At 69.1% G+C, this 18,141-nt stretch carries 12 protein-coding genes; 7 read left to right on the top strand and 5 right to left on the bottom strand.

The window, feature by feature from the left end:
* Nucleotide 1 precedes the first annotated feature (1 nt).
* Both GGD89_RS15050 and GGD89_RS15045 read right to left on the bottom strand, forming a co-directional pair.
* Nucleotides 2-1,627: a response regulator gene (locus GGD89_RS15050; RefSeq protein ID WP_184046752.1), complete on the bottom strand. Its 1,626-nt coding sequence runs from the start codon at nt 1,625-1,627 to the stop codon at nt 2-4.
* A gap of 155 nt (nt 1,628-1,782) precedes the next feature.
* The gene (locus GGD89_RS15045; protein ID WP_184046750.1) at nt 1,783-3,375 is read right to left on the bottom strand and encodes a YifB family Mg chelatase-like AAA ATPase; all 1,593 of its coding nucleotides are present in this window, start codon (nt 3,373-3,375) and stop codon (nt 1,783-1,785) included.
* Between the two features lie 240 nt (nt 3,376-3,615).
* Between GGD89_RS15045 and GGD89_RS15040 the strand changes: the two genes are divergently transcribed.
* Nucleotides 3,616-5,052 (top strand): catalase, encoded by a 1,437-nt coding sequence (locus GGD89_RS15040; protein WP_184046749.1) that lies wholly within the window; start codon nt 3,616-3,618, stop codon nt 5,050-5,052.
* Between the two features lie 70 nt (nt 5,053-5,122).
* Here GGD89_RS15040 and GGD89_RS15035 read toward each other — a convergent pair whose 3' ends face one another.
* The gene (locus tag GGD89_RS15035) at nt 5,123-6,043 is read right to left on the bottom strand and encodes a LysR family transcriptional regulator (protein WP_184046747.1); all 921 of its coding nucleotides are present in this window, start codon (nt 6,041-6,043) and stop codon (nt 5,123-5,125) included.
* A 114-nt stretch (nt 6,044-6,157) separates the two neighbouring features.
* Here GGD89_RS15035 and GGD89_RS15030 point away from each other — a divergent pair, with 114 nt between their 5' ends.
* The 5 genes from GGD89_RS15030 (at nt 6,158) to GGD89_RS15010 (ending at nt 13,375) form a co-directional block, all read left to right on the top strand.
* Nucleotides 6,158-7,174, top strand: coding sequence for a class 1 fructose-bisphosphatase (locus GGD89_RS15030; protein ID WP_184046745.1), 1,017 nt, complete (start codon nt 6,158-6,160; stop codon nt 7,172-7,174).
* A gap of 69 nt (nt 7,175-7,243) precedes the next feature.
* The gene (locus GGD89_RS15025; RefSeq protein WP_184046743.1) at nt 7,244-8,125 is read left to right on the top strand and encodes a phosphoribulokinase; all 882 of its coding nucleotides are present in this window, start codon (nt 7,244-7,246) and stop codon (nt 8,123-8,125) included.
* A gap of 123 nt (nt 8,126-8,248) precedes the next feature.
* The gene (gene rpe, locus GGD89_RS15020) at nt 8,249-8,944 is read left to right on the top strand and encodes a ribulose-phosphate 3-epimerase (RefSeq protein ID WP_184046741.1); all 696 of its coding nucleotides are present in this window, start codon (nt 8,249-8,251) and stop codon (nt 8,942-8,944) included.
* Nucleotides 8,945-9,063: 119 nt separating this feature from the next.
* Entirely contained in the window at nt 9,064-10,248 is a 1,185-nt protein-coding gene (locus tag GGD89_RS15015) for an efflux RND transporter periplasmic adaptor subunit (RefSeq protein ID WP_184046739.1), read from the top strand.
* 10 nt (nt 10,249-10,258) lie between these two features.
* Nucleotides 10,259-13,375, top strand: coding sequence for an efflux RND transporter permease subunit (locus GGD89_RS15010; protein ID WP_184046738.1), 3,117 nt, complete (start codon nt 10,259-10,261; stop codon nt 13,373-13,375).
* On the opposite strand, the gene GGD89_RS15005 is transcribed toward GGD89_RS15010, so the two are convergent.
* Nucleotides 13,288-14,376, bottom strand: a complete 1,089-nt coding sequence (locus GGD89_RS15005; RefSeq protein ID WP_246423145.1) for a hypothetical protein — start codon at nt 14,374-14,376, stop codon at nt 13,288-13,290. The genes GGD89_RS15010 and GGD89_RS15005 overlap by 88 nt on opposite strands.
* Nucleotides 14,377-14,575: 199 nt before the next feature.
* The gene (locus GGD89_RS15000; protein ID WP_184046736.1) at nt 14,576-15,622 is read right to left on the bottom strand and encodes a polysaccharide biosynthesis/export family protein; all 1,047 of its coding nucleotides are present in this window, start codon (nt 15,620-15,622) and stop codon (nt 14,576-14,578) included.
* An 885-nt stretch (nt 15,623-16,507) separates the two neighbouring features.
* On the opposite strand from GGD89_RS15000, the gene GGD89_RS14995 reads away from it, so the two are divergent.
* Complete coding sequence (locus GGD89_RS14995; protein ID WP_184046733.1) at nt 16,508-17,914, top strand: oligosaccharide flippase family protein; 1,407 nt, start codon at nt 16,508-16,510, stop codon at nt 17,912-17,914.
* The last annotated feature ends 227 nt before the right edge of the window (nt 17,915-18,141 follow it).

Raw genomic sequence — 18,141 nt, 5'->3', positions numbered from 1 at the left:
GTCACGACCCCAGGACGCCGCCGGAACGCCGGTCGAACTCGCTCACCCGTTCTTCCACGTGGTCCTTCTCCAACCTGTCGTAGGCCAGCCGCTTCAGGTGCTCGAGCAACAGCGCGGCGAACCGCTGACCGTCGGCGAATGGGTGGAAGGCGCGTTCAAACCCCTGACCGTCGTCGGACTTGAACCACTTGTGAAGGAAGGACTCAAGCCTTTCGTGCTGGTCCAGGGCCTCCAGAACCGCGCGTCGATCGGTCAGGGGCGCCACGGGCACGGCCATCTTGCGATAGATGAGCATCTGCGGACGGCCGGTATCCTGGAAGGCCTGCACCGCCTGCTCGAACTCGTACTCCGACCCCGACAGGTAGCGGCTGCCGTCCGGCCGGGTGATGCGCGCGGGCAGCGGCGAGCCCAGCCGCGACCAGAAGATGCCCACATAGATGTCGGCCTCGGCGGGGCTCATGATCTGGCTCTGAAAGGTATCGTGGGCGAACAGGGGTTCCTGCTCCCAGTTGTAATCATACAGGAACAACTGCCCCTGGAAGAGCACGTTGAGCTTGTCGATCACCGTCTTGGTCAAGGCCCGTTCTTCCTCGACGTCGCCGGGCGAGGAGACGAACACCTTCAGCACCGTCGCCAGCTTCTGGCGTAGCCGTTTCTTTTCCAGGCTGGCGCTGATACGGGCGCGCAGCAGCACCGGGTTCGGCGGCTTCAGGATGTAGTCCTCGGCGCCGTCCAGGATGCAGCGCACCACGTCGGTCTGGTCGTCGATGCCGGTCAGCATGATGACCGGCACACCGCGCAGCGCCGGGTCGGCCTTCAGCCGGCGCAGTGTCGCGCCGCCGGATAGGCCGGGCATCACCATGTCCATCAGCACGAGGTCCACGTCCTGCTCGCGGGCCAGGATGTCCAACGCCTCGTCGCCGGACCCGGCGCGGAGCGGCACGTACCCCCAGGACCGCACCAGGCGCGTCAGGATCTCCAGCGTCGCCGGATCGTCGTCCACCAGCAGGAGCCGTCCGCCCTCCCCCAGCACGCCCACGCGCTGCCCATGGGCCGTCGCCCGCTCCGCCGAGCCGGCGGGCGGCGCCGCCTCGGCATGGCCGGAGAGGGAGACCTCGGGCCGGGGCGACTCCGACGACGCCCGCGGCCCCGTTGGGCGCCACTCGGCCGCCCGCACCTGCGCCATCCAGGCGTCATAGCGATCCAGCACGCCCTGGCAGGCCGTGGCGATCTTGTCCAGGTCCTCGCGGCTTTCGGTCAGGTCGTCCGAGTCGCCCGGTTCAGCCCCATCGACCGGCGCGTCCAGGACACGGGCCACGGCACGACGATGGTCGTCGATCACCGCGACCTCGGCGCGCAACCGCCGGCCCACGGCCTCCCAGTCCTCGTCATCGGGTCCCGTGTGCGCGCCGCCCCCCAGGCGGTTCATGACGATCTCCAGCAGGCGGTCGGCGGCCTCGCGAATGCGACGCAGATCCCCCTGCGCCTCCGCCCGGCCACCGTCCTCGGCCGCCTCGCGCAAAAAGCCCTCGAACCCGATGATCAGGCCGATCAGTCCCCGCAGGTCGTGCCGGATGGCCCGCAAGGCGCCCTGAAAGGACCTGTCCTTATGGTCAACGGGATCCATGCACTCACCTCTCTCCTCTCCGTCGTCCCCTGGCCCGATGGGCCGCTCCGCGACATCGCCCGCCCTCTCGCGGCACCGGCGTCATGATAGAGGAAACATCGCGGCGATTCGACGGCGCGCCGGCCGGGCCGGCCGGCCCCGCCCGCGATCGGCGCCTACCCGGCCCGCCCACGGCGACGACGCCCCGCGCCCGACTCCGGCGTCCCGGCGCCGGCCCCCGCCGGAGGCGCGGCGCGGTAGCTGAGGGCCTCGGCCACATGCAGCCGCCCGACGCCGTCGCGGCCGTCCAGGTCGGCCAGGGTCCGGGCCACGCGCAACAGGCGGTGATAGGCCCGGGCCGACAGGCGCAGCCGTTCCGCCGCCTCGCCCATCAGGCGACGGCCCGCCGCGTCGGGCGCGGCGACATGCTCCAGCGCTTCCCCGTCCAGCCGCGCGTTCAGGCGGGGCACCGTCCCGCCCCGGCTGGTCCGCGACAGCGCCGCCGCCCGCTCCCACTGGCCCTCGCGCGCCGCCCGCACCCGCGCGGCCACCGGCCCGGATCCCTCGGGGGACGCGTCGGGCACCAGGGCGAAGGGATCCACCGCCGGCACCGACACATGCAGGTCTACACGATCGAGCAGCGGGCCGGACAGCCGCCCCCGATAGTCCTCGCCACAGCGCGGCGCCTTGGAACAGGCCAGCGCCGGGTCGTCCAGGTAGCCGCACTTGCAGGGATTCATGGCGGCGACGAGTTGTACGCACGCCGGGTAGGTCACATGGCCATTGGCGCGGGCGATGGCCACGCGGCCGGTCTCCAGGGGCTGGCGCAGCGCCTCCAGCGCCGGGCGCGAGAACTCGGGCAGTTCGTCCAGGAACAGCACGCCGTTGTGGGCCAGGCTGATCTCGCCGGGCCGGGCGCGCAGGCCGCCGCCCACCAGCGCCGGCATGCTGGCCGAATGGTGCGGCGCCCGGAAGGGCCGGCGGGTGATCAGGCGCCCCTCGGCCAGATGCCCGGCCACCGAATGGATCATGGAGACCTCCAGCGCCTCGTCGGGCGCCAGTGGCGGCAGGATACCCGGCAGGCGCGCCGCCAGCATGGACTTGCCGGCGCCGGGCGGGCCGGTCATCAGCATGGAATGGCCGCCGGCCGCCGCCACCTCCAGGGCGCGCCGGGCGCTCTCCTGACCCTTGACGTCGGCCAGGTCCAGCGGCGGCGGCTCGTCGTCACGGACGGCCGGTCGGGGCCGGCCCAACGCCTGGGCGCCCTTCAGGTGATTGATCAGTTCCAGCAGGCCCGCCGGCGCCAGCACCTCGACATCATCGCCGGCCCAGGCGGCCTCGCCTCCCTGCTGGGCCGGGCAGATCAATCCGCGCTCCTCCCGTCGCGCCGCCAGGGCCGCCGGCAACACGCCGGCCACCGGCGCGATGGAGCCGTCCAGCCCCACCTCGCCCAGGATCATGTAGCCGTCCATCTCCTCCGCCGGCAGCACCCCCATGGCGGTCAGCACGCCACAGGCGACCGGAAGGTCGTAGTGGCTGCCCTCCTTCTGGAGGTCGGCGGGCGCCAGGTTGACGACGATGCGCTTGGGCGGCAGCGCCAGGCCGATGGCCGTGAGGGCCGCGCGCACCCGCTCGCGGCTTTCCGCCACCGCCTTGTCGGGCAAGCCCACGATCGTGAAGGCCGGCAGGCCCCCGGTCAGCGAGACCTGGACCTGGATGGGCAGGACCTCCACGCCAGAGAAGGCGATCGTGTGGACGTGCGCGACCATAACGTGTATACTTTCGGGCGCCTTAGTTGCAGATCAGTGTAGGGCTCGCGCCGATCCCACACCAGCCCCGTGACGCCCTGGCCGTTGAGTCGCGACCGCAGGATCACGGCCCCGTCTTTCATTCATATGGTCGATCAATCGCACAAAATTAATCCATTAGAGCGGCGTCACGCTCTTCCCTACCATCCGTTTTCAAGACGCCCCTCAGACCACGAGACCATAATAAAGGAACACCAGACCATGGCAGATCGACCGACCATGACCACCGCCTCGGGATGCCCGGTGAGCGACAACCAGAACAGCCTGACCGCCGGCCCGCGCGGCCCGCTGCTGGCCCAGGACTGGCCGCTGTTCGAGAAGCACGCCCACTTCAACCGCGAGCGAATCCCGGAGCGGGTGGTGCACGCCAAGGGATCGGGCGCCTACGGCACGTTCACCGTCACCGGGGACATCACCCGCTACTCGAAGGCCAAGGTGTTTTCCGAGGTCGGCAAGACCACCGACTGCTTCCTGCGCTTCTCCACGGTCGCCGGCGAACGCGGCGCCGCCGATGCCGAGCGGGACGTGCGCGGCTTCTCGGCGAAGTTCTACACCGAGGACGGCAACTGGGACGTAGTGGGCAACAACACGCCCGTGTTCTTCGTGCGCGATCCCTACAAGTTCATGGACTTCATCCACAGCCAGAAGCGCGACCCGCGCACCAACCTGCGCAGCGACGCCATGCAATGGGACTTCTGGTCCCTGTCGCCCGAATCCCTGCACCAGGTCACCATTCTCATGTCCGACCGGGGCACGCCGGCCAGCTACCGGCACATGAACGGCTACGGCTCGCACACCTACAGCCTGATCAATGCCCAGGGCGAGCGGTTCTGGTGCAAATTCCACTTCAAGACCCGCCAGGGCCACCGCTCCAACACCAACGATCAGGTCGCCGAGATCATCGGCGGCGACCGGGAAAGCCACCAGCGCGACCTGTACGAGGCCATTGAACGGCAGGATTTCCCGCGCTGGCGCGTGTGCGTGCAGGTCATGCCCGAGGCCGACGCCGACAAGACGCCTTACAATCCGTTCGACCTCACCAAGGTGTGGCCGCATGGTGACTATCCGCTGATCGACGTCGGCGAGTTGGAGTTGAACCGCAACCCCGAGAACTACTTCGCCGAGGTCGAGCAGGCCGCCTTCACGCCGGCCAACATCGTTCCGGGCATCGGCCACAGCCCCGACAAGATGCTGCAGATGCGGATCGTCAGCTATGGCGACGCCCACCGCTACCGCCTGGGCGTCAACCACCAGAGCCTGCCGGTGAACGCCGCGCGCTGTCCGGTGCACACCTACCAGCGGGACGGCGCCATGCGCTTCGACGGCAACGGCGGCGGATCGGTCAACTACGAGCCCAACAGCGCCGGCGGCCCGGTCGAGGATCCGTCGGTGAAGGACCCGCCGCAGGCCATCGGCGCCGTGGCCGACCGCTTCGATCATCGCGACGGCAACGATGACTACACCCAGGCCGGGGACCTGTTCCGCCTGATGGACGCGGAGCAACAGGAGCGTTTGATGGATACCATCGCCGGGCTGCTGGCCGGCGTGCCCGGGGAGATCGCGGAGCGGCAACTGGCCCACTTCCACAAGGCCGACCCGGCCTATGGGGGTGGAATCGCGACGCGATTGAAGACATAGGACCGCCGAGTCGGCGCCCGCCAAGCGGGCCGGGCCCCGCGCCCGGCCCGTTTCGCTGTCACCCCACCGCTCAAATCCGCGGCAGGAACGAGCCCTCCAGGCCGACGACGAAGTCGCGAAACACGACGGCGGCGGCGGTCGGCTGTTCCTCGGTCAACTGGATCAGGTACCAGTCGCGCATCACCGGCAGGCCGGGCACGGCCAGCGCCACCAGCTTGCCCTCGGCCAGTTCCACATGGGCGGTGTGGGCCGACAGGAAGGCGATGCCCAGGCCGGCCATGACCGCCTGCTTGATGGTCTCGTTGGACGCCATCTCGACGACCGTGTAGGACCGCCCGCCGCCCAGGTGATCCAGCACCCGGGTCATCAGGGTGCGGGTCCCCGAGCCCGCCTCGCGCGCCAGAAACGTCTCGGCCAGCAAGTCGGCGGCCTCCACCTCGGCCCGCGCGGCAAGCCGGTGGTCGGGCGGCGCGATCACCACGTGGGGATGCGGTCCCAGGTGGTAGGCGGTCACCTCCAGCCCCTCCGGCGCGCGCCCCATCACCGCCATGTCGATGCCACGCGTGGCCAGCGCCTCGATGATGGCGCCCCGGTTGCCGATGGTCAGGGTCAGGGCGATTTCCGGCCGCGCCCGCTGGAAGCAGGCCACCAGGCCGGGAGCGAAGTACTTGCCGGTGCTGACCACGCCCAGCCGCACCAGACCGGCCGCCCCGGCCCGCAGCGCCGCCATGCGCGCACCGGCGCGGACCAGGGCCGCCTCGATCAACCCGGCGGCGCGCAAGATTTCCTCGCCGGTCTCGGTGGGGCGGATAGTGTCCCCCATCCGGTGCAGGATCGGCCCGCCGGCCATGGTCTCCAGTGCCTTGAGCTGGGTGGAGATCGCGGGCGGGGTCACATGCAGGCGCGCGGCGGCGGCGGCGATGCTGCCCCGCCGCAGCACCTCGGCATAGCCACGCAGTTGCTTCAGGGTCACGTCGCGTTCGAAGGGCATAAAAAAATTTTAGGATGCTGATAAAAACTTTCAATAGATTTTTGCAGAACACCTGGGCCAAGGTGAAACCCAACAATTGAACAAGGGCTTTCACGCCGGGGAGGATCACGATCCATGGCTGACAGAACGACACTCGCCGATTGGCTGGCCGCCAACACCGATGACAGCGATCTCGGGGTGGCCCTGGCCCAGACCCTGGGGGCCCTGGGCGAGGCCGCCGCGCGCATCGGCCACCTGACCCGCACCGGGCCGTTGTTGCCCCACCCGGACGATCCGCTGTCCATCCGCACCGCCATCGACGGCCAGGCCAACGCCATCCTGATCGACACCGCGCGCAGCGCCCCGGTGGCTCACTATGCCTCCGAGGACCTGGACGACGTCGTGATCATGGACGACGGCGCGCCGCTGGCCCTGGCGGTCGATCCGCTGGACGGCGCGTCGAGCATCGACGGCAACGCCTCCACCGGCACCATCTTCTCGCTGTTTCCCCGCGCCGAAAGCCCCGAAGCATCGTTCCTGCGCCCCGGCGACGAACAGATCGCCGCCGGGTACGTGATGCACGGCCCGGCCACACTCCTGGTCCTGACCCTGGGCGCGGGCACCAGCGTGTTCACCCTGGACCCGGACAGCGCGGCCTTCATCCTCACGCAGACGGCCCTGACGACCCCCGAGGACGCCGCCGCCTACGCCATCAACGCCGCCAATTATCGGCACTGGGACGCACCGGTGCGCGCCTACATCGACGACTGCGTGGAGGGCGCCGCCGGACCGCGCGGCAAGGAGTTCAAGATGCGCTGGGTGGCGTCCCTGGTGGCCGAGACCCATCGCATCCTGACCCTGGGCGGGGTGTTCCTGTATCCCCGGGACGACCGGCCCGGTCATGAGGCCGGCACGCTGCGTCACGTGTTCGACGTGGCACCCATCGCCTTCGTCACCGAGCAGGCCGGCGGCGGCGCCATCGACGGCACGGGCCGCGTCCTGGAACGGGTGCCGCGCGGCCTGCACGCCCGCGCGCCGCTGGTGTTCGGATCGCGCGAAAAGGTGCGGCGGGTGCAGCGCTATCACACCGATCCGGAGTCCTTCAGTTCCGCGGCACCGCTGTTCGGCACGCGCGGGTTGTTCCGAGCCTGAGGGCCGGCCCGACACCGGACCTCCACAATCAAGTCAACAAATGACCCAAGGCCAGGGAGGGACCTCGTTATGTCTCAGAAATACCCCGTCATTTCCGTCGTCGGCTCGTCGGGCGCCGGCACCTCGACCGTCAAGCACACCTTCGAACAGATTTTCCGCCGTGAGGGCGTGAACGCCGCGATGATCGAGGGCGACGCCTTCCACCGCTTCAACCGCATGGAGATGAAGGCCGAGGTGGAACGCCGCAACAATGCCGGCGACCACACCTTCAGCCACTTCAGCCTGGACGCCAACCTGCTGTCGGAGTTGGAGAACTCCTTCCGAGCCTTCTCCGAGACCGGACGCGGACGCACCCGAAACTACGTGCACGACACCGACGAGGCCCAGAAGTACGGCGTGCCGCCGGGCCACTTCACCGAGTGGCGGGACATCGGCGAGGACTGTGACCTGCTGTTCTATGAGGGCCTGCATGGCGCGGTGGCCACGGATGCCGTGAACGTCGCCCAGTACGCGGACATGAAGATCGGCGTCGTGCCCGTCATCAACCTGGAGTGGATCCAGAAAATCCACCGCGACCGCGCCACCCGGGGCTACACCACCGAGGCCGTGCAGGACGTCATCCTGCGGCGCATGTATTCCTATGCCCACGAGATCACGCCGCAGTTCACCCAGACGGACATCAACTTCCAGCGGGTGCCGGTGGTGGACACCTCCAACCCGTTCGTGGCCCGCTGGATCCCCACGGCCGACGAATCGCTGGTGGTGATCCGCTTCCGCAACCCGCGCGGCATCGACTTCGCCTACCTGACGTCGATGCTGCACGACAGCTGGATGTCGCGGGCCAACTCCATCGTCATTCCGGGCAACAAGCTCGATCTGGCCATGCAGTTGATCCTGACACCGATGATCGAACGCATCGTCGAGCGCGCGCGCCGCGCCCGCAAGCTCTAGCATCCGGGCGTGAGTCGCGGCCCGGTCCGCGCTCCCCGCGGACGGGCCTCGCCGCCGCGCCCGGGCGCCGCACGGCGCGGCGCCGCCCCACCGCCGATTCTCCAGGGTAAGGACCGCCGTTCCATGACCTTCGACCGCTCGCTGAAGATCGCCCCGTCGATCCTGTCCGCCGACTTCGCCAACTTCGGCGCCGAATGCCGCGCCATCGAGGCCGAGGGCTGCGACTGGGTGCATGTGGACGTGATGGATGGCCACTTCGTGCCGAACATCACCTTCGGCCCCGCCATGTGCAAGGCGATCCGCCCGCACATCAAGACCGTCATGGACGTGCATCTGATGATCGCCCCGGCGGATCCGTACCTGGAGGACTTCGCCAAGGCCGGCGCCGACGTGCTGACCATCCATCCGGAGGCCGGCCCGCACCTGGACCGCTCGCTGCGGCTGATCCGCTCGCTGGGCTGCAAGGCCGGCGTGGCGCTCAACCCCGCCACCCACGAAAGCGTGATCGAGCACGTGCTGGACACCGTGGACCTGGTGCTGGTGATGAGCGTCAACCCCGGCTTCGGCGGACAGAGCTTCATCCCGGCCGCCGTGGAGAAGGTGCGCCGCGTGCGCGCCATGATCGGCGATCGCCCGATCCACATCCAGGTGGACGGCGGCGTGACGCCGGAAACCGCGCCGCTGGTGGCCGGGGCCGGTGCCGATGCGCTGGTCGCCGGCTCGGCGGTGTTCAAGGGCGGCTCGGTGGACAACCCGGCGCCCTACGGCGCCAACATGCGCGCCATCCGCGAGAGCGTGGCCAAGGCGCGAGCGGCATAAGCTCGACGGCTCATGAGAATGACGGCCGGCCACGCCGTGGTCGGCCGAACGGCTTTCCACGCGCCGGCCGTGCGAGTAGAGTGCGGGCTTCCCGTTCAAGATCGCTCAGGGATACCCCCATGACTCCTCGATCGGAGCGTCCCGCCCGCGCGCGACGCCAGCCCGTGTTGTCGCCGCCCCTGCCCGGCGTGCTGAGCCTGCTTCTCCTCCTGCCCCTGGCGCTGGCGGCCTGCGACGAGCCCGACGCCCCCGCCGACGCGGCCACGCCCACCGAGGAGGTGGCGCGCCCCGCCCGCCTGGCCATCGCCGAACCGTCGCAGGGCACCGAGGTGCATGAATTCCCCGCCCGCACCGAGGCCGTGCAGGAGGTGGACCTGTCGTTCCGGGTGGCGGGGTTGCTGAATCAGCTTCCCATCACCGAGGGAGAACTGGTGCCCATGGGCACGCTGGTGGCGGCCCTGGACGACACCGACTTCGCCCTTGCGCTGCGCGAAGCCGAGGTCAACCTGAAAAGCGCGCGCCAGGACTTCGCGCGCAAGCAGGACCTCGTGAACCGCAACGTGGTGTCCCGCCAGGCGTTCGATGATGCCAAGACCGCCGTGGAACTGGCCGAGGTGGCCGTGGACAAGGCCCGCCAGGACCTGGAGTACACGCGCCTGGAAGCCCCCTTCGACGCCATCATCAGCCGCCGTCTGGTGGAAAGCTTCACCAACGTCCAGGCCGGCCAGCAGATCATGCGCCTTCAGGACGTCAGCGAGATCCGCGTGGCCGCCGACATCCCCGAGCACCTTGTCGCCCGCCACCACACCGAGAACACGCCCACGGTCGAGGCCATCTTCCCGTTCCTGGATGATCTCCGCTTCCCGCTGGCGTTCCGGGAAATCTCCACCGACGCCAACGACGTCGCCCAGACCTATCGCATCGAGTTCGGCATGCCCCGGCCCGAGGCGGCCAACATCCTCCCGGGCATGACGGCCAAGGTGCGGGCCACCGTCTCGTTCCCCGACCAGCCCCATGACGCCGTGACCATCCCGGCCGGCGCCCTGGTGCCGGCGCGACCCACACGGGATGCCGATGGGGCGGTCGATGGGGAGGCCGGGGGCGACGCCGCCGAGGGGGCGTTCTTCGTCTGGGCCGTCGATCCGTCGTCCGGCGCCGTTTCGCGCCGGCCGGTGACGATCGGACACATGGACAACCGCACCGTCACCGTGCTGTCCGGACTGCGCGCCGGAGACCCCGTGGTGACCGCCGGCGTGCATCAGCTGCGTGACGGCATGCGCGTCAAGCCGCTGCGCAGCGAGTAGGACCCGACACATGGACGTGGCGCGCACCTCGATCGAGAAGCCGGTCAACACCTGGCTGATCGTTCTCATCTGCCTGCTTGGCGGCCTCTACGGGCTGTTGAGCGTGGGCCGCCTGGAAGACCCGGCCTTCACCATCAAGGAAGCCAAGGTCATCACCGCCTACCCCGGCGCATCCGCCGTCGAGGTCGAGGAGGAAATCACCGAACCGCTGGAGTCCGCGATCCAGCAGCTGGGAGAACTGGACTCGATCACGTCCGTCTCCCGGCCGGGGATCTCCGAAATCACCGTCGAGATCCAGGACATCTACAAGGGCGACGACCTGGCGCAAATCTGGGACGAATTGCGGCGCAAGGTGGCCGACGCACGCGGCACCCTGCCGGAGAACGCGGGCACATCGCAGATCCTCGACGATTATGGCGACGTGTTCGGCATCTACTACGCCGTCACCGCGCCGGGCTACTCGGACCTGGAGATCATCGAGATCGCCAAGGAACTGCGCCGCGAGGTGCTGACCGTGCCCGGCGTGGCCAAGGTGGAAACCGCCGGCGAGCCGACCCCGGAGATCCACATCGAGATCGGTCAGGACAAGCTGGCCCGCCTGGGGGTGTCGCTGAACGAGGGCCTCACCCTCCTGGACGTGGAAAACGCCGTTCAGCCCAATGGCATGGCCACCATCGGCGACGAGCGCGTGCGCCTGTCCGTCACCGACGCCTTCGACTCGGTCGAGGCGGTCGAAACCCTGATGCTGGGCACCCCCGGCAGCACCGCCATGGTCCGCCTGCGCGACGTGGCCACGGTCGGCCTGGGACGGCAGGACCCGCCCGATCACCTGATCCGCTTCAACGGCGCGCCGGCGGTCACGCTGGCCGTCGCGGCGATCGCCGACGCCAACGTGGTGGACGTCGGCCAGGCGGTGCGCGCCAAGCTGGACAGCCTGACCCCGGTCCTGCCGGTCGGCGTCGAGATCCACACCATCTATGATCAGGCGACGGTGGTGGACGAGGCGGTTCAGGGCTTCCTGGTGAACTTGCTGGCGTCCGTCTCCATCGTCATCGGCGCCCTGTGCCTGTTCATGGGCTGGCGCGCCGGTGTGGTGGTCGGCTCCATCCTGTTCCTGACCGTGTTCGGCACCGTCTTCTTCCTGTGGCTGGCGGGCATCGAGTTGGAACGCATCTCCCTCGGCGCGTTGATCATCGCCATGGGCATGCTGGTGGACAACGCCATCGTCGTCGCCGAGGGCATGCTGATCAACATGCGTCGCGGCCAGACCGCCTTGCGCGCCGCCAGCGAGGTCACCCGGCAGACACAATGGCCGCTGCTGGGCGCCACCGTCATCGGCATCATGGCGTTCTCGGGCATCGGTCTGTCGCCGGACACCACCGGGGAGTTCCTGTTCTCGCTGTTCGCGGTGATCGGCATTTCCTTGCTGCTGAGCTGGATCCTGGCGGTCATGGTCACACCGCTGTTCGGCGCCGGTCTGTTCAAGCAGGGTAAGCCGGCGGCGGACGGCGAAGCCCCCGACGACCCTTACCGGGGCATGCTGTTCTCGATCTATCGCGCCGTCCTGACCGGCGCCCTGCGGCACCGCCTGCTCACCGTGCTGGCGCTGGTGGGGGTGACGGCGGCCTGCCTGGTCGGCTTCGGCTGGGTCAAGCAGGGGTTCTTTCCCTACTCCAACACGCCGATGTTCTACGTGAACGTCTGGATGCCCCAGGGCACGGACATCCGCGCCGTCGACGACGCCATGGCCGAGGCCGAGCGCTACATCCTCGACCAGCCGGGGGTGGAGTCCGTCTCGACCTTCGTGGGCCAGGGCGCGGCGCGCTTCATGCTCACCTACGCGCCGGAGGCGGCCAACCCAGCCTTCGGACACATGATCGTGCGCACCGCGAGGCGCGACCAGATCCCAGCGCTGATCCCGGACATCCGCGCCACCCTGGGCGACCGCTTTCCCTCGGCGCGGGTGTTCACCGAGCGCCTGGTGTTCGGCCCCGGTGGCGGCGCCAAGATCGAGGCCCGCTTCTCCGGCCCGGACGCCGACATGCTGCGCGCGCTGGCGGCCGAGGCGGAAGCCGTGTTCCGCGCCGACGGCGGCCTTCAGGACATCCGCACCGACTGGCGCGAGCGCGAGAAGGTCATCCACCCGCTGTTCGCCGAGTCCCGCGCCCGCGTCGCCGGTGTCAGCCGCACCGACCTGGCCCTGACCCTGCGCTACTTCACCGACGGCAACCAGATCGCAACCTTCCGCGATGGCGATGAACTGATCCCCATCATCATCCGCGCCCCCGAGGGCGAACGCGACGACCTGGCGGCCCTGGGCGACCGCCTGGTGTGGAGCGCCGGCCAGAGTCAGTACGTGCCGGTGGGGCAGATCCTCGACGGCTTCGAGGTGACCGCCGAGGACGCGTTGATCCGTCGGGACGACCGCGTCCGCACCCTCAACGTCCAGGGGGACCCGATCGGCGATCAGAGCGCCGCCCAGGTGCATGGCCGCATCAAGGACGCCATTGAGGCCATTCCCCTGCCCACCGGCTACACCTTCGAATGGGGCGGCGAGATCGAGGACACCGTCGAGGCCCAGACCGCGTTGATGAGCCAGGTTCCGGTCGGTTTCCTGGTGATGGTGCTGATCACCGTGGCGCTGTTCGGCACCGTGCGCGAGCCGCTGATCATCTGGCTGGTGGTGCCCATGTCCATCTGCGGGGTGACGCTGGGGCTGCTGGGTACCGGGCTCGCGTTCGACTTCATGTCGCTGCTGGGCGTCCTCAGCCTGTCGGGGATGCTCATCAAGAACGCCATCGTCCTGGTGGAGGAGATCGATTTACAACTGGAGGAGCAGACGGACCGCTTCGACGCCGTGGTTCGGGCGGGCGTGAGTCGTCTGCGGCCGGTGGTGCTGGCGGCCGGGACCACCATCCTGGGCATGCTGCCGCTGCTCACCGACGCCTTCTTCGCCTCCATGGCGGTGACCATCTCGGGCGGCCTGGCCTTCGCCACCATCCTGACCCTGGTGGCGGTGCCGGTGCTCTACAGCCTGTTCTATGGCATCACGCCGCCCAGGTCTGGTCGGCGCGCGTCCGGTGACGGGGCGTCCGCGCCGGCCCCCGCGCCGACCTCGCCGGCCTGACCACCGGAGGCCGCCAGACGGGTGCGCATGATCTCCACCAGGTTGGCCTGGGCCAGCGGGTGACCACCGCGCGCGGCCTGGGCCAGCCAGCGCACCGCCGCGCGCGGGTCCCGGTCCACGCCGCGCCCGTGCAGGTACATCAGCGCCAGGGTGTTCTGGGCGCTGATCAGGCCGGCCTCGGCCGCCTGGGCCATCCAGCGGGCGGCGGCATGGTCGTCCCTGGGGGCGCCGAGCCCCCGGGCCAGGAGGATCGCCAGGTTGTGCGCGGCGACGGGATCGCCGGCCTCGGCGCGCGGCGTCAGCAACGCCACCGCCGCCGCCGGATCACCGTCCCGCACGGCGCGGGTGGCGGCGGCCATGGTCGCCTCGTCGACCACGCCGGGACCATCGCCGGAGGCCACGGACGCCCCAGGAAATGTCTGGGGAAATGTCTGGGGAAATGTCTGGGGAAATGTCTGGGGAGATGCCTGGGGTGATGGCTCGGGGAGCGCCCCGACGGATGCCCCGGCGTCCGGATCGCCCGTGACGGCGGGCGGCCAGTCCGACAGGTCCTCGGCCAGGGCCCGCCAGGCGCCCTGCGGCGCCGACCCGCCCGCGGCGACCGCCGGCGGATCCAGCCTCCGGCCGTCACTGGAGCACGGCCCGGCCATCGGACGGCAGGATCGTCCGGCCGCGGCGATCGCCCGGCACAGGTCCAGGGCCTGGGTGGCATCCCGGGCGGGAATCACCAGCCGCGCGGGACCGTCGGCGATCCCGTCCAGGGCGCAGATCACGGCCGGCGGCACACTGTCCGGCAGGCCGTGCCGCGCCGACGCCTCGGCGTGCCGGGCCGCCGCCCCGCTGGCGAAACTGCCCAGCACGATCCCCTGGGTGACCCCTGGGGCCGGATCGCCGGCATGGGCGGCCCGCACCGGGGCCATCGCCAGGGCCAGCGCGAACACCAGCCCCACCGCGCCCGCCGCCACCGGAACGGGATGATCGAATCGCGTCGTCAGACCCATGGCGAGGCGCCTTCCCCGTGTGTGATCCGATCCCTTCTCAACCCACATTCCGCAGTTGGACGCTCGATCAGACCTCAGTGCGTTGAAACCAATCGAGAAACCCGAAGACGCCTTCCCACCCTGGCATGACGCAAAATCCCAACATGACGCAAAATCCCAAGTAGCTCAAAACCTTGGCGCCCAACTGCGGAATTAAGGCTCAATCGCCCCCGAGGATCTCGTAACTCGTGGAGATCGAGAAGCCGCGATAGAACAGGATCTGGTTCAGGATCAGGTCGAGCATCTTGCCGGTCTGCGCCAGAACGGTGGGCGGCACGTAGATGATGGCGTTGTCGGGCAGCACCATGTCCTCCTCCAACGCCAGCGTCGTGAGCACGTTGAGCAGGTTCACCTTGCGCAGGCGCGGCACCCCCTCGGCATCCATGTAGACCACGCGCACGTCCGACAGCGAGCCGTCGGGGTTGGGGCCGCCCGCCTGGGCCAGGGCCATCAACACGGTGATCGGCCGATCCGTGGTCAGGACGCCCGGTTCCTGCACCGCGCCCAGCACGAACACCCGGTCCCCCGGCGAGTCCGCCAGCAACACGCTGATGTCCAGGTCCAACCCCAGGGCATCGTAGGCGGCCTTGATACGCGCGCGCATCTCGCCGACGGTGTGCCCTTGCGCCATCAGCGGCGGCAGGAACGGCAGCGTGATCGACCCGTCGCGCAGCACCGCGACTCGCTTCGCCCGCCCGGCCTCGAAGGTGGCGATGTCTTCCGCCAGGCGCTCGGCCTCGCCGGTCCATTCCTCCAGGCGCACCGTGACGCGGGGATCCACCAACAGGTCGGCGTACTGGCGGCTGACCTGGCGGTTGACCTCGGCCACCGTCAGGCCGGCCACGCGAACGTCGTCGGTGTCCGGCAAGGTGATCCACCCGTCCGGCTGCACACCCGTCGCGAAATCGAGGCCGCTGTCGTCGCCGAACGCCACGGACAGACGATCGCCCACCGCGATGCGATAGCGCTCGACGGTGGGTTGCTCGCGCACGTGGTACATGACCTCCAGCGTATCGCCCACCCGCAGCCGCTGGGCCGACTGGCCCCGATTCAGGCTGTCGAGGACGGCCTGGCGCAAGGCGAGCTTGCGGCCCTCGTCGATGTCCTCGAAATACACCGGCTCGCCGCCCGGACTCAGTTCGTAGGATCGCGACGCGCACCCCGGCAGAAGCAGCAGCAGCGCCAGTCCGGCCACGCACGCAAGCATGCCCGGACTCCGGGGGGAGAATCGCGCGGGCCAGCCATCCCGGCGGTGCCCGATGACTCGGGCATCGCCGTGGGACCCGACTGCATGCGCAAAAGCCCGGCGCGGCATGGCATTCCCTGGCAAATCGCGACACGGATAGGGGTCATGATTGACCCATTCGCTTACACGGTACCTGAACAAATAATAACAGACTATTGAGAAAATGCATTATTTTCCGAAAGATGCCTGATCCAGGGTCAGGCTCGCCCGCCGCGACGGGATGCCGCGAACCGACCACACGCTTGAAAAGCGTGATCATCCTGGCACATATGTTTCGCGTTTTTCGGGTGCATCGTCGACAATAACACCGAAGCTCGGGACACCTGGACGCCCGACCGCCCCGTCATCGACGGATGGCGGCGGGTCGTTAACGTAATGTTGACCGTCCCGAGTGTGGCATGGTCCTCGTCGGGATGCGGCGTCGTGGCCCCGAGGCCAGCCAGCAAACCCAACGGCGTCCCTTCGGGTCGCCGGGCCGTTCACATATGCTGCCGGATGCCGGCGAACCGTGCGCCGTCAGCAGTGTCTGTGAGATACCAACGGTCATTGAGAATGACCGTTGCAGTCCGTGGCCGGCCTGGCACCGCTTCGCGGTGCCAAGATCTGGACCATCCGGGCGCCTGCAAGGCGCCCGGGGGCGGATGAGTCACACTCATCCGCCGCTGGTATGACAGCCGTGTCTCTATGGGACACCCCGACGTACACTCCGTCCGGGATGGGGACAGGGGAACCAAACACCCCGCCGCGCGTTTTCCGGAACGCGCCGGACGGGCTCTCTCACGAACCAGGGCCAGGGTCGCGCGGCAGAGGCCGGCACGCCCTTCGCCGGCTCCCCGGGACCCCGCCATGCTCAACCTGCCCACCGCGCTCCCCACCGCGCTCATTGCCCAGGTCAGCCGTTTGCTGGGGGACCGCGACGGCGACCACGCGGACGGGCGCTTCCTGTTCCTGCGGGGCGCGATGGACTTCAGCGCCCGCATCGCCGGTGTGGCGCTGGTTCTGGTATGGACCCTGATCCTGGTCCGCCTGCTCGGCCCGGAGGACTACGGCCGTTACGTCTACGTTCTCTCGATCACCTTCTTCGTTTCGCTGGTGGGGGGCCTGGGCCTGCCCACCGTCTCCAGTTACTACGTGGCCCGCTATCGCCGCACGGCACGCCGCACGCGGCTGCGCGCTTTCCTGCTGCTGGCCACGGGCGTCACGATCGTCGGTCCCCTGCTGGGCACCGTGGCGATCTGGCTGTGGGTAACGCTGGCCGGCGGGACGGCGTTCCAGCCCTTCGATCTGGCCGCCGTGCTGGCCTTTTCGGTCGGCGCGGCGCTGGTCCAGCTCTACACCCTGACCAACCGCGCGCTGGAGCGCACCACCGTGGCCGCCTACGGCGAACAGGTGCTTCAGCGGGTGCTGGCCTTCGCCTGCATCGGCGTGCCGGTCTACCTGGGTGTTACGGCGACCCCCAACCTGGCGCTGTACGGGAACGTCATCGGCGCCCTCGGCGCGGCGGCCGTCATGGCCACGGCCGCCTTCCGCCGGGTGGGTCGCGGCGCCATCACGACCGTCGCCGCGCGCCGCTGCGTGAGCCTGTCGCCGCGCTGGATGCGCCGGGCGGTCACCATGATGGTCACGCCGGTGTTCTTCCTGGTGCTGTCCGAAACCGACATTCTGATGCTGGGCGCCTTCGCCACCCCGGCGGCCGTGGGCATCTATCACGTGGCGCGGCGCATCTCGGGCTTTATGACCTTTTTCTACACCGCCGTGGTGGCGGTCGGCCTGCACCGCTTCGTCGGCGCCCACATGGAGCAGGACGTCGCCCGCCTGCGCACCCTGGTGCGCGGCATGGGACTTCTGGGCCTGATCCCGGCGGTGGGCCTGTGGCTGGTGTTCCTGCTGTTCGGTCCCTGGCTTCTCGGCATCTTCGGGCCGGAGATGGCGGCGGGGTACACCGTGCTGATGATCATCGCCACCACGTTCCTGCTGGAAATGGCCATGGGGCCGGCGACGGAACTGTTGATGATGACCGGTCATGAACGGCCGGTGAGCCGCATCAACATGGTCTTCGCGGTGGTCAATGTCGGCCTCAACGCCGCCCTGGTGCCCCCTTTCGGCATGGAGGGCGCGGCGGTCGCCTCGGCCCTGGCGATTCTGCCGTGGAAGGTGACGCTGATGGTGGTCGCCTGGCGCACCCTGGGCGTGGCGACGGTCGCCTTCCCCCTGCCGGCCTCGTGGACGCAACCGGCCGCGTCCCGGCCGTGATGATCGCGACACCGGCCGGGAGCCCCACCCTCGCCGCGCCGGACAGAGCCGAACCCAGGACGCGCGCACATAAAACAACTTTTGATTTTATAGGCCGTTTGCACTAGTCCGAGTATTGCGGATGATCTTGTCCAGCAGTTCTCATTTTGAGCTGAAAGGCTTGGACACGGGACTCGGGATGTGATTCACCCTCTGGGTGAGGTGGCTTGAAGAGCAAATCGCGGCGC

Origin of the sequence: Roseospira visakhapatnamensis, assembly GCF_014197915.1 — a bacterium.
Classification (GTDB): domain Bacteria; phylum Pseudomonadota; class Alphaproteobacteria; order Rhodospirillales; family Rhodospirillaceae; genus Rhodospira; species Rhodospira visakhapatnamensis.
Note: the sequence above shows the minus strand (reverse complement) of the source record. Positions and strands in the feature narration are given on the sequence as shown.

What these genes read in the sequence shown, in the direction of transcription:
- rpe (WP_184046741.1), top strand. Translation starts at nt 8,249, where the DNA reads ATGACCTTCGACCGCTCGCTGAAGATCGCCCCGTCGATCCTGTCCGCC.
- GGD89_RS15035 (WP_184046747.1), bottom strand. Translation starts at nt 6,043, where the DNA reads ATGCCCTTCGAACGCGACGTGACCCTGAAGCAACTGCGTGGCTATGCC.
- GGD89_RS15010 (WP_184046738.1), top strand. Translation starts at nt 10,259, where the DNA reads ATGGACGTGGCGCGCACCTCGATCGAGAAGCCGGTCAACACCTGGCTG.
- GGD89_RS14995 (WP_184046733.1), top strand. Translation starts at nt 16,508, where the DNA reads ATGCTCAACCTGCCCACCGCGCTCCCCACCGCGCTCATTGCCCAGGTC.
- GGD89_RS15030 (WP_184046745.1), top strand. Translation starts at nt 6,158, where the DNA reads ATGGCTGACAGAACGACACTCGCCGATTGGCTGGCCGCCAACACCGAT.
- GGD89_RS15045 (WP_184046750.1), bottom strand. Translation starts at nt 3,375, where the DNA reads ATGGTCGCGCACGTCCACACGATCGCCTTCTCTGGCGTGGAGGTCCTG.
- GGD89_RS15025 (WP_184046743.1), top strand. Translation starts at nt 7,244, where the DNA reads ATGTCTCAGAAATACCCCGTCATTTCCGTCGTCGGCTCGTCGGGCGCC.
- GGD89_RS15050 (WP_184046752.1), bottom strand. Translation starts at nt 1,627, where the DNA reads ATGGATCCCGTTGACCATAAGGACAGGTCCTTTCAGGGCGCCTTGCGG.
- GGD89_RS15005 (WP_246423145.1), bottom strand. Translation starts at nt 14,376, where the DNA reads ATGGGTCTGACGACGCGATTCGATCATCCCGTTCCGGTGGCGGCGGGC.
- GGD89_RS15015 (WP_184046739.1), top strand. Translation starts at nt 9,064, where the DNA reads ATGACTCCTCGATCGGAGCGTCCCGCCCGCGCGCGACGCCAGCCCGTG.
- GGD89_RS15000 (WP_184046736.1), bottom strand. Translation starts at nt 15,622, where the DNA reads ATGCTTGCGTGCGTGGCCGGACTGGCGCTGCTGCTGCTTCTGCCGGGG.
- GGD89_RS15040 (WP_184046749.1), top strand. Translation starts at nt 3,616, where the DNA reads ATGGCAGATCGACCGACCATGACCACCGCCTCGGGATGCCCGGTGAGC.